This window comes from Archangium lansingense, assembly GCF_026626635.1.
GTDB classification, from domain to species: domain Bacteria; phylum Myxococcota; class Myxococcia; order Myxococcales; family Myxococcaceae; genus Archangium; species Archangium lansingense.
The window spans coordinates 10959674-10975208 of sequence record NZ_JAPNKA010000001.1; the positions used below are offsets into that span (position 1 = coordinate 10959674).

14 protein-coding genes are annotated in these 15535 nt (G+C 68.1%); 1 reads left to right on the forward strand and 13 read right to left on the reverse strand.

Annotated features, from left to right (window positions below):
* The 13 genes from OV287_RS43750 to mutM form a co-directional block, all read right to left on the reverse strand.
* Positions 1-1197 (reverse strand): hypothetical protein, encoded by a 1197-nt coding sequence (locus OV287_RS43750; RefSeq protein WP_267539991.1) that lies wholly within the window; start codon positions 1195-1197, stop codon positions 1-3.
* 47 nt (positions 1198-1244) lie between these two features.
* Entirely contained in the window at positions 1245-2828 is a 1584-nt protein-coding gene (locus OV287_RS43755; protein ID WP_267539992.1) for a sugar-binding protein, read from the reverse strand.
* 74 nt (positions 2829-2902) lie between these two features.
* On the reverse strand, positions 2903-3697 hold the full coding sequence (locus tag OV287_RS43760; RefSeq protein WP_267539993.1) for a hypothetical protein: 795 nt from the start codon (positions 3695-3697) through the stop codon (positions 2903-2905).
* Between the two features lie 376 nt (positions 3698-4073).
* Positions 4074-5288 carry a cytochrome P450 family protein gene (locus tag OV287_RS43765; RefSeq protein WP_267539994.1) on the reverse strand — a complete coding sequence of 405 codons (1215 nt, stop codon included), beginning with the start codon at positions 5286-5288 and terminating at the stop codon, positions 4074-4076.
* A 22-nt stretch (positions 5289-5310) separates the two neighbouring features.
* The gene (locus OV287_RS43770; RefSeq protein WP_267539995.1) at positions 5311-5808 is read right to left on the reverse strand and encodes a hypothetical protein; all 498 of its coding nucleotides are present in this window, start codon (positions 5806-5808) and stop codon (positions 5311-5313) included.
* Positions 5809-6067: 259 nt separating this feature from the next.
* Positions 6068-7486 (reverse strand): tetratricopeptide repeat protein, encoded by a 1419-nt coding sequence (locus OV287_RS43775; RefSeq protein ID WP_267539996.1) that lies wholly within the window; start codon positions 7484-7486, stop codon positions 6068-6070.
* Entirely contained in the window at positions 7486-8010 is a 525-nt protein-coding gene (folK, locus tag OV287_RS43780; RefSeq protein WP_267539997.1) for a 2-amino-4-hydroxy-6-hydroxymethyldihydropteridine diphosphokinase, read from the reverse strand. Before folK ends, OV287_RS43775 begins: the two co-directional genes overlap by 1 nt.
* The gene (locus OV287_RS43785) at positions 8007-8774 is read right to left on the reverse strand and encodes a fumarylacetoacetate hydrolase family protein (RefSeq protein WP_267539998.1); all 768 of its coding nucleotides are present in this window, start codon (positions 8772-8774) and stop codon (positions 8007-8009) included. The genes folK and OV287_RS43785 overlap by 4 nt, the downstream gene beginning before the upstream one ends.
* A complete protein-coding gene (gene dapB, locus OV287_RS43790) occupies positions 8771-9553 on the reverse strand; it encodes a 4-hydroxy-tetrahydrodipicolinate reductase (protein WP_267539999.1) in 783 nt (260 codons plus the stop codon). The genes OV287_RS43785 and dapB overlap by 4 nt, the downstream gene beginning before the upstream one ends.
* 109 nt (positions 9554-9662) lie before the next feature.
* A complete protein-coding gene (gene dapA / locus OV287_RS43795; protein WP_267540000.1) occupies positions 9663-10550 on the reverse strand; it encodes a 4-hydroxy-tetrahydrodipicolinate synthase in 888 nt (295 codons plus the stop codon).
* Between the two features lie 16 nt (positions 10551-10566).
* Positions 10567-11808, reverse strand: coding sequence for a diaminopimelate decarboxylase (lysA, locus tag OV287_RS43800; protein WP_267540001.1), 1242 nt, complete (start codon positions 11806-11808; stop codon positions 10567-10569).
* Positions 11809-11990: 182 nt separating this feature from the next.
* Positions 11991-13817 carry a TIGR04551 family protein gene (locus OV287_RS43810; RefSeq protein WP_308809788.1) on the reverse strand — a complete coding sequence of 609 codons (1827 nt, stop codon included), beginning with the start codon at positions 13815-13817 and terminating at the stop codon, positions 11991-11993.
* A gap of 77 nt (positions 13818-13894) precedes the next feature.
* The gene (gene mutM / locus OV287_RS43815; RefSeq protein WP_267540003.1) at positions 13895-14752 is read right to left on the reverse strand and encodes a bifunctional DNA-formamidopyrimidine glycosylase/DNA-(apurinic or apyrimidinic site) lyase; all 858 of its coding nucleotides are present in this window, start codon (positions 14750-14752) and stop codon (positions 13895-13897) included.
* A gap of 157 nt (positions 14753-14909) precedes the next feature.
* Between mutM and OV287_RS43820 the strand changes: the two genes are divergently transcribed.
* Positions 14910-15515, forward strand: coding sequence for a superoxide dismutase (locus OV287_RS43820; RefSeq protein WP_267540004.1), 606 nt, complete (start codon positions 14910-14912; stop codon positions 15513-15515).
* Positions 15516-15535: the final 20 nt, after the last annotated feature.

Below are 15535 nucleotides of genomic sequence, written 5' to 3' on the forward strand. Positions count from 1 at the left end.
TCAGGAACCGGTGGGATCGCCCTGTACGCCCTCGCCCGCCGCGAGCGACTGCGCCGCGGCCCTGGGTTGCGATGTCAGCAGCGCTCGGGCGGCGATCTCCGTGAGCGTGTAGAGGATGAAGGCATCCTGGTCGTCGATGGGGCGCTCGTCCTGCAGGGCGTGGATCTTCTTCCGCCGCTCGTTGAGGGCCGAGAAAATGTTGTCCTCGAAACGACCGATGAGCCGGTGCTGGCGGCAGGCCCCTACCAGCTCGCCCAGTGTCGCGCGGCCCACGTCCTTGCCACCCACGTTCGTCACGGGTGGCTCGTGGGAGGCCAGCAGCCCGCGCAACAGCCGCTCACAGCACCGGGCGCACGCCACCACCACCTTCTGCGGTTGGCGTTCCTCCAGCGCCAGGCGGGCCGAGGCCAGCTCATGCAGCAGTTCCAGATCATTGGTCTGCCAGGTGAACAGAGAGACCGGCAGGGCGAGGGTATCGGTCCCCAGGGAGGTAAGGGTGAGCTGCGGGCCGTGATGCTCGTCCACCACGTCCAGGTAGCCGAACGCCACCAGCTTGCGCAGCCTCAGGTTGAGGTCCCTCGCCCCAATGGCCATGTCGTTGATCATCACCGCCGCCACATCACTGCCGCTGTGAGCCACCAACTGCAGGACCCGGTAGTCGAGCGTGTCGAGCGGAGTACGGGAGGACGGCAGGGGCCTGGCCCCGTCGAGCGCATTCCGCGCCGAGAGCACCTCGCGCGGGTCGAAGCCCGCCAGCCAGCTCTGGTGGTGCAGCACCGAAGGCAGCAGGCCCACTCCGGCGACGGACAGCAGCAAATCGGCCCACAGGCTGGGCAAGGCGAAGCGCTCGGGCCAGACGACGAGCAGGAAGCCGTCGAGTGCCACCAGCACTTGGAAGAGATTGCAGAAGACGGGGTAGAGGCGCAGCAGCGCGCGGTGCTGATACACCGACACGTCGGTGAGGCCCAACCGCACCAGCACCAACACGGCGGGATAGGCGCCCGCGAGCACGAACAGCCCGCTCATCCGCACCAGCAACCGAACCTGCGCCAGCGCCGAGGCCTCCACCCAGCCAGGGAAGGTGAGCCGAGCCACCAACGGTGTCGCCACGCCCAGCGCCACCACTGCCAGGATGACCGTGGCCCGCTTGTCGCGCAGGGCCCCCAGGTCCAGATGCTTGCGTCCGGCGTTCGCCATGGCCGCACAGCATAGCCCCAGGGGCTGGAGGGATTGGAGGCGAGGGCTCAGTTCCTCGCGCGCACGCGGGTGTACTCCTCGATGGTGGGAGGGTACTCGTCCCAGAAGTCGAGCGAGCCGCTGTTCCCCAACAGCGTCTCCTGCCGCTTCTTCCCATCCGAGTCGGAGGCCACCATCTCGAAGCTCAAGGTCTTCTGCGCGCCCAACGACTCTCGCAGCGGCGCGAGCGGCAGCGACACCTCCACCCGGTAGCCACGTGCCGTCTTCGACCAGGTGCCGGCCGCGGCATACTGCTCATCCACTTCCCGCTCCTGCCCTGCCGCGCCCTGATTCCAGAGCCGGACCTGGAGCTGCCCGTCCGCGGCCAGGAGCACCCCCAGCTTGAGGTGAGCTCGCGGCCCCTTGAAGTCGAGCTCCAGGTGGTCCGAGTGCACGGACGGACCGTCACCGGCAGGCTGGAGCACGTCGTCCTCGACCTCGACGTGGAATCGGAGGTCTTCGCCGATACGCATTGCCTGCCACGCCAAGGAGAGGTCCTTGGCGTCCTTCCAGTTGTCGAGCCCCCAGCTCACGTGAGCCAGGCTGTAGGCATGGACCGTCAGCGCAGCCGCCGCCCCCGCCGCGGACGAGCCGGCCTGCTGAACCGGGTAGAACTCGCCACTGTCGACATGCAGGCCCGCCGTCTCCACGAAGGCCATGTGGTCCGGCCGCTCACGGGAGACGCATTGCGTGTTGCCACTGCTGCCCCTGAAGCCGCAGATGGTGCAGGTGAAGCAATAGCGGGCCGACTCCAGGGAGAATTTGTACGACTCGTCATCCACCCCCATCAACGTGCCCAGGGGGAGGCGCTCCACGTTGCCCTCCTTCACCTTCAAGACACAGGAGGATTCCTCAGACGACCGATCCCCCGAGACCCTGTCCAACACGAGCACGCAGATGCCACCGCCGTGACACTCGTAGAGCGTCGGCTTCAGCTCCTCGTTTCCTTCCGAGCCACACACCGTCCGTGCCTTCGCGAACACGGAATCAGGCATGCGGCCCTTGATCTTCGGCTCGATGCCAGCGCGTTGGTTGTTGAGCCGGCGCTCGAGCAACGCGTGGTGCTTGGGAGATAGCCACTCTCGGGTATCGGACGTGATCGCCGAGCCATCCTGAGAGAGGGTGATCAGCCGCCGCATCATCAGCGCCGCACCGAACCCCACCTCCCTGCGCCGGCCTTCTGGGTCGTCTCCATTGTTGTCCTCCAGGCTGACCAGGCCGACGAACTCCACCTGGCGAGGACCGAGAAAGCGCGCCCGCCCCCCAGACAGGTCAGCCTGGTCCGAGGACGCCCCCAGCAGCTTTCCCTTTCGGTCGGTCACCGACAGATGAGTCGAATAGCAGGTCCCAACAACACAGGGGCCCAGCGAGTCGGTGACGGACCAGACGCAGAACTTGCTGCCACAGATCAGCCGGCGATTCGTGCTGATGCCATCAAGGGAGGAGCCCTCGACCAGACGCTCGTTCGACTCGGTGGAAGGCTCCTGGGCCACAGCCGCCCCGGAGAGGAGCAGGACGGAGAGCAGGACCGTGGCCCACCGGCAACACCCGTTCACCCAAATGCGGCCCCACTTCCACAGTTCGCGCGTCACGTTCGCACCTTTTGTCGGTTCCAACTTCTACCGACTCTCTGATTGCAGTCCGCGTACCACGAGGGCCAGGCCACTCACTGCTCGAGCGATTGAGGCTGCGGCTGGGGGAGCATGGAGGTCGTGTAGCACTCGCCCTTGTACTCGTAGAGTTCCTCCGGGCACGGAGCCTTGAGTTTGTGAGGCACCCAGCAGGCGCCCATGATCTCCACCTCGATACGAGGCTTGCAGGGAGGGAGCCGCTGGCCTTTGTAGGGCTTACGCGGAAAGGGGTGGGCGATGGCTGATGGCCCACCATCGGTTGCGCCCCAGAACGAATTGCCCGTGGAGGGCACCGCGCCATTCGTCTGCACCTCAAGGCTCACGGGCGCGGGCACGGCGCCCGCCAAGGTGTCCGGGCCGCCGGGCTGTGGAAGCACAGGAGCCTGACGGGACAGGGCGAAGACCAGCGCGAACACCGCGGCGGCGCCAGCCAGCGCCAGACCCAGAGGCCACCGGCGACGAGGTTCATCGAAGTCGGGGAGAGCACGGGCCATGCGCTTCACCCCCTCGTGCACATCCTCGAACACGCACATCAGTTCCTCGGTCGAGTGCCTGACGGGCTCAACGGACCAGGGGGATTGCTCCACCTCCACGGCGATGTAGCTGAACGAGGCTGAAGAGATGCACCGCACCCGCCAGTCCGTCAGCGGCACCGCGCCGTCCTCTGCGGCGGGCTTGAGCACCAGGGCCGTCGCCCCGCTCGTCTCGTGCGTGGCCCGGTAGAGCTCGCCCCGGCTGTGCTCGTCCTGCGCCACCTGCTCGTGGAGCTGATACGGCCCCAACTGCTCCATGTCCTCGCTGCTCGCCTCGGACTTCTTCCCCTCTTCCACGCGTGCTCCTCACTGGCCTCCCCAACAACGCGAAGCCTGAGACGCGTGTTTGCACCGAGCCGGATCCCCGCTCCAGGACGCGCACGGTGGCTCTGGCGAATCCTACTCCACTCACTCTTCCGCTCAGGGGAGCAGGAGCGCCACGTCGGAGGAACCCCCCGGCACCTCTAAGGAGGTGAGCAGAAGTTCCATTACACAAGGGCCCACGTCATCTGATGGAGGTCGGGCGAAGCGAGCAGCTCCGCCGGGCTCGGTCTTCAGAAAGTTGTCCAACTGTTGGACAACTTCCTGAAGCGCGCGGCCGGAAGGCCGGTCTGCCGTAGCTTCAGGCGCAGTGTGCAGAGGCCACACGATTGTGTCGGGAACTTCTGCTCACCTATTTAAGAGAGACCGGCAGTTGCTTTGGCCCGCGCATGAGGATGCCCGTGCGCCACTTCAGCGAGTCCGCCGGCTTGGACAGGCGCAGGTTGGGGAACCGGTTCACCAGCGTCTGGATGGCGATCTGCCCCTCGAGTCGCGCGAGCGGTGCCCCCAGGCAGTAGTGGATGCCCAGCCCGAAGGACAGGTGCTTGTTGGGCTCGCGGCTCAGGTCGAGCGTGTTCGGATCCTTGAAGTGGCGCTCGTCCCGGTTGGCGGAGGCCAGGACCGCGAAGACCAGATCTCCTCGCGGAATCGTCACTCCACCCACGGTGATGTCTTCTTTCGCGAAGCGCTCGGTGGACACCTCCACCGGGCTCGCATAGCGCAACAGCTCCTCGACCGCCGGCCCGATGAGGGCGGGGTCCTTCCTCAGCCGTTCCAACTGCTCGGGATGCTGGAGCAGGGCGAGCGTCCCGCCGGAGATCAGGTTCACCGTGGTCTCGTGCCCCGCCACGAGCAACAGGAACGCCATGCTGACCAGCTCGTCCGGCGTCAGCTTTTCGCCCGCCTCCTCCGCCTGGATGAGCGCCGAGAGCAGGTCATCTCCCGGGGACGAGCGCCGCATCGCGATGAGCTTGCGCAGGTAGCGGGTGAACATCACCACGCTCGGGATGGAGAGAAACACGTCCCGCATGGTCGTGTTCGAGATGAGCCGGTTGGACCAGCGCTGGAACTTCCGATAGTCGCCCGAGGGGACACCCAGCATCTCGGCGATGATCGTCACGGGCAACAGGAACGCGTACTGCTCGACGAGTTCCATGGAGCCCTTGCGCTGGACCGCATCCAGCAGCCCGTCCGACAGCACCTGGACGCGGGTGCGCAGCCGCTCGATCAACTTCGGCGTGAAGGCCTTGTGCACGAGCGAGCGCAGCCGGGTGTGATCCGGCGGATCCCTGCTCAGCATGTTCTGCGAGAGCGGCTCGAAGAGATTCACGAACCAGGGCACCTTGGCGCGCTGCTCCGGCGTCATGTTGCCGAGGCGATCCTTGCTGGCGCTCGCGTGCTTCAACACCATGGCCGCGTCGTCGTAGCGGGTCACCAGCCAGCCCACCTCGTTGGCGGGACCCTTGATGCGGAAGACAGGCGCCTCCTCGCGCAGGCGCGCGTAGAACGGGTATGGGTTGGCCTTGAAGCGCTGCGAATTGAAATCGGGCTGCGTGAGAGTCTGCATGAGGGACCTCCCGCAGGGAGGTCTAACACGGTCCAGGCAGGCCCGCTGAGGCGCATCCGGGCGCGGGCCCCGCGAGAGTCCCAATGAATAACTGGTACCGGACACGCTCGGCCGAGGCACGCAGTCCTTCCTCTTCGAGGCGCCGGGCCGCCCAGACCCTCGCCGCGTCCAGGTGAGGGACGATGGTGTAGGGCACGGGCGGCGGCTTGAAGTGGAAGATGACGCTCATCGTCAGCACCACCGTGGGCGAGGTGATGACGTAGGCGAGCCCTAGCAGCGTCTGGCGCATCAACGCCGCGTTCGCCTCGAGCCACTCCACGTGCCGCTGCCGCTGCTCCGTCGACAAGAGCCACAGCGCGCTCACATCGAGGACACAGAGGTGGCGCTCTCCTCGCTGCAAATATTGAGTGCACCTGTCGAGAAAGCTCTCGAACTCCCGGCGCGAGGGTTCTCCGGTCAGCCGCACGCCCAGCAGGGGCCAGTGAGAATCATCGAAGGTGAAGGGGGCCGCGCGATTCATGGGAGCCAAGATGTGACGGCCCCGTCCTTCAGCAAGGTGCGCACGCGTGTTTTGCCCTACCGCTGCGGTTGGGCACCGTCTCAACGCACTTCTTCAACGGAAGTGCGACGAGAGGCTCGGCTCCAGTCGCTGACCCGAGGGGTGATTCGGGACTCAACCTGGGGTCCTCGATACCCTCACCCCGTCCCTCTCCCGAGGGGAGAGGGGTTGTTTGCGGGATGGGGTTGTTGGCAGGTTGGGGTTGTTGGCGAGTTGGGGGCTACTGGCTCAGCTTGGCCTGCAAAGAGGCCTTGGCCGCGTAGTCCGGCGCCGAGGCCGCCAGCTTCGTCCAGAGCGCCTTCGCGCCATTGGCGTCGCCCTTGGCCTTCAGCGTCTCGCCGAGCTGGTCCACCGCCGCGGGGTCGGAGCTCACCGCCACACCCCACACCCGGTCCGCCGTCGGCTTGCCCAGCCCCACCAGCGTCCACGCCAGGCCCGCCTTCACGCGCCCGTCCGGCCGCAGCGGCATCACCTGCCGGTACGCCGCCAGCGCCTCGTCGTAGCGGCCCTTCGCCAGCAGCTCCTCACCCTGCTCCACCGTCTGCGTGAGCTGGGCCTCGAACTCCGGCGTGCGCTCGACGTTCTGCATCGCCTGCATCGTCTCCTGGGAGACCGTGGGCGCCGCCGTGTTGTCACCGCCACCGGCCATCGGTCCGGCCTGGCCGCCTCCACGCAGGCCACCACCGGCCATCGGCCCCTGCGCCATCATCGGGTTGGGCGACAGGTTCAGCTTCGAGGCCCGGATGTTCCGGTCCTCGGCGCGCGAGGCCTGCCACTTCTGCAGGCCACCGGCCTTCACCGCCTCGTCCGTCATGCGGCCCAGCTTGCGCGCCAGCGTCGCTCGCGGCGAGTCCGGGTGCGCTGCCAGGAAGGCCTCGAAGCCCTCGTGCGCGGCCTGCAACGCCTTCAGGTCCTCGCCCTTCGTCTCGTACAGCAGCGCCGAGCGCCCGAAGAGCGCGTCCGCGTACGTGGGCGACACCTCCAGCACCCGCTCGTACGTCTTCAGCGCCGCCGCCGCGTCCCCGGAGAGGAAGAACGCGTTGGCGCGCATCGACTCCACCTCCAGCACCGGCTCCAGCGCCGCGCGCGCACAGGCCGCCGCTCCCGCGGTGTCGCCCTTCTTCGCGCGCTCCTGGGCCGTCACCGCCATCTCTTCCACCGGCGTCGTCGCCGAGAAGCCGCAGTTGGCCTCCGCGGGGCCCTGCACCGCCGCCTTGCCCAGCTTCTTGCGCTGCGCCAGGAAGAGCTCGCGCGTGGCCTTCCCCTTCTCCTCCGCCTGCAGGAAGTAGGGGATGGCATCCGCCGCCCGGCCATTCGTGTAGTAGAGCTTGCCCAGCGACGAGGCGATCTCGAACGTCTTCTCCCGCTCGCGCAGGCCCTGCATCCCGTCCAGCTGCTCCAGCAGCTCCTGCGCCGTGGGCGGCACCCGGCCCGTCATCGGCGGGTGCCCCTCGGGCATCGGTCCCTGGGCCGCGGAGCCGGACGCTCCCGAGCCGAAGGTGGGGTGACCCGGGGGCAGGCCCTGCGAGGTGGCGGCCGGGGGCTGGGACTCCGAGCCGAGGGTCGGGTGACCGGCGGGCAGGTTGGTGGGCTCAGCGGCGAGCAGGGCCGCGGCGGTCAAGGCGAGGGAGAGGGTCATCACTCGGTTACCGGGAGAAGGGTTTCGGGCCACCAGGTGGCCTCGCACCGGCGCACATCCTGAGGGGCGAGCTGGGTGAGCAGCTCTATCACCGTCATGCCCAGCACGGGGTGCTCGGCATCGGGAGCGAGCTCGGACAGCGGCTCCAGGGCGAAACGGCGCTTGTGCAGCTCCAGGTGGGGTACTTGGAGATTGGGGTCTGCCACCACCTCACCCTCCCACAGGAGGATGTCCAGGTCGATGGGACGTGGTCCCCAACGCGGACCGCCGTGCTGGCGGCCCAGGTCGCGCTCTATCTGCTTGAGGATGCACAGCAGCCGCTGAGGCGGCAGCGTGCACTCCAGCGCGACAACGGCGTTGAGGTAGTGCGGCTGGGGCGGACCCACGGGCGCACTCTCGAAGAGAGACGAGCAGTGCAGGACCGCCACTGCATCGATTCGGGACATCGCCTCCAGGGCGGAGACGAGATGGGCTTCGCGGTCTCCCTCATTGGAGCCCAGCCCTACATAGACGGTGGCGCTCAAGGCTCCATCTCAACAAGATTGGCCAGCGTTCCGATTCCCTCCAGCTCCACTTCCACCACGTCCCCGGCCACCAGCCGGCCCACTCCCGAGGGAGTGCCCGTGCTCACCAGGTCGCCTGGCAGGAGGGTCATGATGTGGGAGATGAAGGACACCAGGCGGGCGGGGCTGAAGACCATGTCGGAGGTGCGGCTGTCCTGTCGCACCTGACCATTCACCCGGCAGAGGATGCGCAGGTCCGCCGCGGACAAGCCAGTGACAATCCACGGACCTGCGCAGGCGAAGGTGTCGTAGCTCTTGGCGCGGGTGTGCTGCACCTCGCGGCGCTGGATGTCGCGGGCCGTCACGTCGTTGATGCAGGTGAAGCCCCAGATGGCGCGAGCCGCGGTGGCCTCGTCGGCGTTCTTCAGCCGCTCGCCGATGACGAGCCCCAGCTCCGCCTCGTAATGCACCTCCTGGCTCGCCTTGGGAATCTGGATGGGCGAGCGGTGCGCGTTGAGCGCGGTGGAGGGCTTCATGAAGATGAGGGGCTCGGCCGGGACGGGCTTGCCCATCTCCTCGGCGTGCTTGCGGTAGTTCTGACCGATGCACACCACCTTGGAGGCCTCCGAGGGCACCAGCAGCGACACCGCGCTCAGTGCCACGCGCCGGCCGGTGTCCTCTCCGCCGGCCCACGGCGCGCCGGAGAGCACCACGACTTCTTCACCCTCGATGCGGCCGTGATGTGCACGGCCCTCATGCTGGAAACGGCAATACCGCGTCGTCATGACGACCTCTGGAAGCCGAGCACGTCGGCCATGTCGTAGAGCCCCGGCGAGCGGCCCGTCACCCAGCGCGCGGCCCGCAGCGCCCCGAGGCCAAACTGGTCCCGGTTGGTGGCCCGGTGGGTCAGCTCGATGCGCTCGCCCTCGCCGAAGTAATACACGGTGTGCTCGCCCACGACGTCCCCGCCGCGCAGCGTCTGCACGCCAATCTCCTGCTTCGGGCGCGCCCCAATCTGTCCATGCCGGGCGAAGGTCAGGTCCTCCTGGCTCCGGCCCAGCGCCGAGGCGAGCACCTCGGCCAGCTTGAGCGCCGTGCCCGAGGGCGCGTCCTTCTTCATGCGGTGGTGCGCCTCGAGCACCTCCACGTCGTAGCCCTCGCCCAGCACGCGGGCGAGCTCGGCGGCCATGCGGATGACCACGTTCACGCCCACGGAGGTGTTGGGGGCGAGCACCACGGGGATGGACTTCGCGCTGGAGGCCACCTCGGCGCGGGTCTCGGGGGTGAAGCCCGTGGAGCCGATGACCATGGCCACGCCGCGCTCGGCACATTGGCGCGCGTGGACCACGCTGGCCTCCGCGCTGGTGAAGTCGATGACCACCTGGGCGCGCGCCGTGTCGAGCACCCGGCCCAGGTCCTCGCCCCCGGAGACACCGAGCGTCTCCAGACGGGTGGGCTGGCGCGAGGTGGCGCCAACCAGCTCCAGGTCCCGGGACTCACGGACGAGGCGCAGCAGGGTGCCGCCCATACGGCCGGTGACTCCAGTGATGACGGTGCGGATCATGGTGTCCTCGAAACCCTCACCCCGTCCCTCTCCCAGAGGGAGAGGGGATTGAGTCAGTCCCTCTCCCTCTGGGAGAGGGCGGGGGTGAGGGTGTAGCGCAATCCCGGGTTCACCCCTGAATGAGGCCCAGCTTGCGCAGCTCGGCCTCCAGCTTCTTCGCGTTGGGCTCGGACATGGGGACGAGCGGCAGGCGCAGCTCCGGTCCGAACAGTCCCATCTTGTGCAGCGCCCACTTCACGGGGATGGGGTTGGACTCGACGAACAGCAGCCGGTGCAGCTCGTTCATCCGAACCTGGAGCTCACGCGCCTTGGCCAGCTCACCGGCGCGCGCCGCGGCCACCAGGTCCGACATCATGCGCGGGGCCACGTTGGAGGACACGGAGATGACGCCCTTGCCGCCGCAGGCGATGAAGGGCAGCACGGTGAAGTCATCACCGGACAGGAGCGTCAGCCGCTCGCCGCACTTCTCCATCAGGTCCACCGCGCGGGCCATGTTCCCCGTGGCCTCCTTGATGGCCACCACCTCGGGGAAGTCGCACAGCCGCAGCGCCGTCTCTGGCAGCAGGTCCACGCCAGTACGGCCCGGCACGTTGTAGGCGATGATGGGGAAGCCGGGGTGGGCCTTCGCCACCGCCTTGAAGTGCTCCACCAGGCCCGCCTGGGTGGGCTTGTTGTAGTACGGCGTGACGATGAGCGAGCCTTCCGCACCGGCCTCGCGGGCACGCTTCACGTTCTCGAGCGTCTCCGCGGTGCTGTTGGAGCCGACACCGGCCACCACCGGCACTCGGCCCTTGGCCTCCTCCACCGCCACGCGGATGGTGCGGAAGCGCTCCTCGGCGGACATCGTCACCGCCTCGCCCGTCGTGCCCACGGGGATGAGCACGTTCGTCCCGCCGGAGATCTGCTGCCGGACGAGCGCACGGTAGGAAGCCTCATCGAACGCTCCCTCCCGGAAGGGAGTGGCGAGCGCGGTCATCGAGCCTTCGAAAGTCCTCATGCAGCGGCTTATATGTTCAGGGCCGCTCGCCGCGCCAGAGGTCCTCGACGCTCTCCCGCTCGCGAACCACCCGCCAGGCGTCCCCGTCCACCAACACCTCGGCCGGCCGGGGCCGCGAGTTGTAGTTGGAGGCCATGCTCATGCCGTAGGCCCCGGCGGTCATCAGCGCGTACAGCTCGCCCTGCTGGGGGAGCACCAGCTTGCGCTGGCGGGCCAGCACGTCGGTGGACTCGCACACCGGACCCACCACGTCCACCTCCACCTCCTTACCGCGCCGCTGAACGACTGGCTGCAGTCCATGGTGGGCGTCATAGAGGGCGGGGCGCATCAGGTCGTTCATGCCCGCGTCCACCACCACGAACTGGCGGGCCGGCGTCTCCTTGCGGAAGAGCACGCGGGTGACGAGCACGCCGGCATTGCCCACCAGCAGACGGCCCGGCTCGAAGATGAGGGTGGCGTCAATGTCGCCCACCGCGGAGATGGCGGTGCGCGCGTACTCGGCGGGGGTGGGAGGCGTCTCCTCGGTGTAGGTGATGCCCAGGCCACCGCCGATGTCCAGGTACCGCAGCGCGTGCCCCTGGGCCTTCAGCTCCTTGTAGAGCCCGGCCATCTTGGTGAGCGCGGCCTTGAAGGGCGCGGTGCGCGTAATCTGAGAGCCGATGTGGCAGTCCACGCCCACCGCCTGGAGGCCCTTCATCTTCTTGGCGCGGGCGTAGAGGGCCACCGTGTCCTCGAAAGGGACGCCGAACTTGGACGTCTTCAGGCCGGTGGCGATGTGACGGTGGGTGCGTGCATCCACGTTGGGATTGACACGCAAGGCGAAGGGAGCGCGCTTGCCCTGGGCGCGGCCCACGGCGTCGAGCAGCTCCAGCTCCTCGGGGCTCTCCACGTTGAAGAAGAGGATGCCGGCGGAGAGGGCCTGGGCCATCTCGTCGGCCGTCTTCCCCACTCCGGCGAACACCGTCTTGCCCGGCTGGCCACCGGCCGCCTTCACGCGAGCCAGCTCTCCGCCCGAGACGATGTCGAAGCCACTGCCCTCCTCGGCCAGCAGCCGCAGCACGGCCAGGGTGGAGTTGGCCTTCACCGCGTAGCACACCAGGTGCGGGTGCGAGCCGAAGGCCTCCGTCACCACCTGGAAGTGCCGGCGCAGCGTGGCGGTGGAGTAGACGTAGACAGGGGTGCCCACCGCATCGGCGATGGCCGGCAGCGGCACGTCCTCGGCGTGCAGGACGCGCTTGCGATAGCTGAAGTGATTCACGGTGTCCCAGCGTCAGGTGGGGAAGTCTGCGGAGACTGCGGGCCGCGCGGCTCCTCGCGCGGCGGCTGCTGCGTCTCCTGGGGGGCTGAGGGTGGCCGAGGCGGCCCCTTGATACCGCAGGCCGCCACGCCCAACGCCCCGAGCAACACGATGAGACCGCGCGGCCGGAGCATCGCGCCTCCTTAGAAGCGGATGCCCAGCGTGCCGCGGATGGCGTGAGCCGTGGCCAGCTCCCGCCGGTTCTCCTCGAGGTTCTCCTGCAGACCGCCGAGCGGGAAGAGCACGGACCAGTCCACGCGAGCCACGAAGCCATCCTCCGTCTCGTAGCGGGCGCCCAGGTTCGTCTCGATGCCCAGCATCCGCTCGGTGAAGGACGGCGTGGACTCGGCGTAGATGGCCTGCGAGTAGATGACGCTGCCGAAGAGGTCGAAGCCCTGGGTGAGCGAGTAGCGGATGGTGGGCTTGGCGTAGACGGTGTCGGTGACGGTACCGATGAGCTCGCGCCACAGGATGTTGTCCACGCGGTAGGCGCGGTTGAAGCGGAAGTTGCGGATGGCGCTGTCGCTGCAGCCGCCGGTGCCGCACCTGAACTGAGGGCCATCCGAATCACCCGCCTGGGTGAAGCCGCCCGAACCACTGCCCTGCTGGCCCGGATAGGCGCCGAAGCCCGGCGCCCGGTCACCCGAGGCGAAGCCCAGCTCGAGCTGGAGGTTGAGCTGCCCGTTGAGCAGCCGGTACTCGCCCACCGCCGCGCCGCCGAAGGACACCACCTGCAGCGACTGGTTGAGGTCGGGGATGTCCTGATCGGCCGGCGTCTGCGCCCGGTTGTTGATCTGCCCCAGGTAGGCGGCCAGCTCGAACTCCACGCGGAAGTCGCGTTCCTCGTAGCGCAGCCACACATCCGGGATGTAGAGCGTCGCGTCGCGCCGGACGTAGCCCTGGGAGGGCCCCACCGAGCCGTCCGGGTTGGGCACGGGCGGGCTGCTGTAGAGGCCAGCGGACGCGTAGCGCTGGTTGCGCCAGCTGAAGTGCAAACCGTAGTTGAGCACGCCCTGGTTGTTGTCCAGCTTGGCCTTCACTTCCTGCGGCGTGTCCCGGCGCGCCACGGCCAGCACCCAGCTGTTGCTGTCGTCCGCGTTGGAGAGGTCCACCGGCTGGCTCTGCTGGCCATTGGGGTAGGCGTACTGGCCCTCCGAGTTGAACTCGAACATGGGCGTCACGTAGAAGCCGTCGAAGGGCTCGGTGACGAACATGACGCGGTCCACCACGTCGCCGTAGTCGCACTCCAGGCAGTTGCCGTCGTTGCGCAGGATGCCCAGGCCCCAGTTCGCGGTCATGCGGCCAAAGCGCAGCAGACCCACCGGCGTGGACACCTCGCCGTAGAGCTCGCGCACCGAGAGGGAGTCGCGCAGGGCGTTGATGGCCGACTTGGGCGACGTCTGCCCATCATTGAAGATGTCGAAGACGTAGAAGCCGTCATCCGGGAAGCTGCGCGAGGGCGTGGAGCCCAGCAGGACGTTGTCCAGCACGTCGAACTGGGTCTTGATGCGCACCTCCTCGGAGATGTTGAAGGTGGGCTCCAGCCGCAGGCGCATGTCGGCGCCCGACTGGGTCTTCTCCGCACCCCGGGGCGAGGGGAAGAGCCGGCGTCCCTCGATCTTGCCGAGGCCGAACTGGTAGTAGAGGTTGGGCCGCAGACGGTAGTAGCCGTCCATGGTGAAGACCTCCAGCTTGCGCTTCTCCTCGACCCACTCCTCTTGCCAGTCGGTGGCGAGCGACTGGGTGGCGAGCTGGGCGCGGATCTCCTCGCGCATCTCCTGCTTGGCGGCCTCCACGCGCTTCTCCACCTCCTGGCGGATGCGCTCCTCAGTGGAGTCAGCGCCCTCCGGGGTGGCGGGAGCGGCATTCTCCTGGGCGGGAGCCGGCGACCCGGACTGGGGCGCGGGCGTCTGGGCGGTGGCCGTGGCGGAGGCGACGAGCAGCGCCGCCAGCAGGGCGTTGGACGACATAGGGGATTCTTCTCCAAGGCCGCGCGAGTGCGGCAGGTGCAAAGGGCGGGCGAGTCAAGCGGACCCGGCAGGGGGTGTCAACGACGGCGAGAAGGTGTCTTCCGCCGTCCGTCCGGGGGTTTACGGCCAGGGTGCTTCGGTTGGCACTGAGGACAGCAATGGGTGGTGCGGCCTCCCTGGGTGAAGGACTGCACGGTCGTCCCGCACTGGGCGCAGGCCGTCCCGGCACGGCCGTAGACGAGAAAACGGTTCTCCGCGCCGTCCTCCAGGTACGCGGGCTCCTCGCCCTGCTGCTCCTCGAGGCCAAAGGTAATGGAGGCGTGGATGGCGTCCGCCAGCCGCTGCCACTCCTCGGGGGCGAGCGAGCCGGGCTTGCGCGCGGGGTGGAGGCCGGCGCGGTAGAGCGCCTCGGCGGCATGGATGTTGCCCAGCCCCGTCACGCGGCCCTGGTCCATCAGGGCCACCTTGAGCTCCTGGCGGGAGGGGGCCACGGCCTCCTGGAGCTGAGCAGCGGTGAGGCCATCGGCGAGCGGGTCGCGACCCAGTTCCTTCACTGCGTCCAGCTCGTGCAGGCGCGAGGCGGCGCACGGCTCCATGCGGCCGAAGAGGCGCGAGTCGGCGAAGTGGAGGACGTCGCCGGAGTCGAGGTGGAAGCGGGCCCGGCTATAGGGGACGGGAATGCCCTCGGGGCGGCGGACGAAGCGGCCCGTCATGCCCAGGTGCGCCATGAGCCCCCTACCCCCCTCGAAGGTGAAGAGGAGGTACTTGCCGCGCCGCTCCAAAGACTCCAGGCGGCCCCGGAGCAGGGCGAAGTCCTCTCGGCGGGCCCCGCGGAAGACCCGGGAGGCCTCTGCCTCGGCCCGTACCACGCGACGACCGTCCAGCCAATGGACGAGGTTGCGCCGGGCGATTTCGACTTCCGGAAGCTCGGGCATGCGGGTGTGCGGCATAACACCATGCGCACGCCATACGCATTTCTTACTTGTTGCCGCCCGCACATCTGCGCGAAACAACTTCCGGAACGCGGTGTCCCGGTCGGGTAGAAGGGACGCCTTTCCACAACGCTACTTCTCCCCATCCGGAGGCCCCCACATGGCCGACATCCAGAAGAAGTACACGCCCATGCAGTTCACCCACCTCAAGGGGCTCAAGGGCATCAGCGACGCGGTGCTCGAGTCGCACTTCAAGCTGTACGAGGGCTACGTCAACCGCACCAACAAGCTGACCGAGCTGCTCTCCGGCATGCAGGCCAAGGGCGAGGCCGCTGGCTCCAACCCGGCCTACGCCGAGATGACCCGCCGGATGGGCTTCGAGTACAACGGCATGGTCCTGCACGAGTACTACTTCGGCAACATGAAGCCGGGCGGCTCCTCCGCGCCGGGCGGCAAGCTGAAGCAGGCCATGGAGCAGAGCTTCGGCTCCTATGAGAACTGGCTGACGGACTTCAAGGCCGTGGGCACCTCGCCGGGCATCGGCTGGGCCGTCACCTTCCAGGATCCGCGCACCGGCTGGCTCTCCAACCACTGGATCACCCTGCACGAGAACGGCAACATCGCCGGCTACACGCCCATCATCGTCATGGACGCGTGGGAGCACGCCTTCGTGCCGGACTACAAGCCGTTCGAGCGCGCCAAGTACGTGGACGCCTACTTCCAGAACATCGACTTCGACGCCTGCGAGGCGCGCCTGAAGAAGTAGCGCTTCAGGACTGCTCGTCA

Bases quoted from the DNA above. Each gene is read 5' to 3' on its own strand.
- mutM (WP_267540003.1), bottom strand. From the start codon at position 14,752: ATGCCCGAGCTTCCGGAAGTCGAAATCGCCCGGCGCAACCTCGTCCAT.
- dapA (WP_267540000.1), bottom strand. From the start codon at position 10,550: ATGAGGACTTTCGAAGGCTCGATGACCGCGCTCGCCACTCCCTTCCGG.
- OV287_RS43770 (WP_267539995.1), bottom strand. From the start codon at position 5,808: ATGAATCGCGCGGCCCCCTTCACCTTCGATGATTCTCACTGGCCCCTG.
- OV287_RS43775 (WP_267539996.1), bottom strand. From the start codon at position 7,486: ATGACCCTCTCCCTCGCCTTGACCGCCGCGGCCCTGCTCGCCGCTGAG.
- OV287_RS43820 (WP_267540004.1), top strand. From the start codon at position 14,910: ATGGCCGACATCCAGAAGAAGTACACGCCCATGCAGTTCACCCACCTC.
- dapB (WP_267539999.1), bottom strand. From the start codon at position 9,553: ATGATCCGCACCGTCATCACTGGAGTCACCGGCCGTATGGGCGGCACC.
- OV287_RS43765 (WP_267539994.1), bottom strand. From the start codon at position 5,288: ATGCAGACTCTCACGCAGCCCGATTTCAATTCGCAGCGCTTCAAGGCC.
- OV287_RS43750 (WP_267539991.1), bottom strand. From the start codon at position 1,197: ATGGCGAACGCCGGACGCAAGCATCTGGACCTGGGGGCCCTGCGCGAC.
- OV287_RS43810 (WP_308809788.1), bottom strand. From the start codon at position 13,817: ATGTCGTCCAACGCCCTGCTGGCGGCGCTGCTCGTCGCCTCCGCCACG.
- OV287_RS43785 (WP_267539998.1), bottom strand. From the start codon at position 8,774: ATGACGACGCGGTATTGCCGTTTCCAGCATGAGGGCCGTGCACATCAC.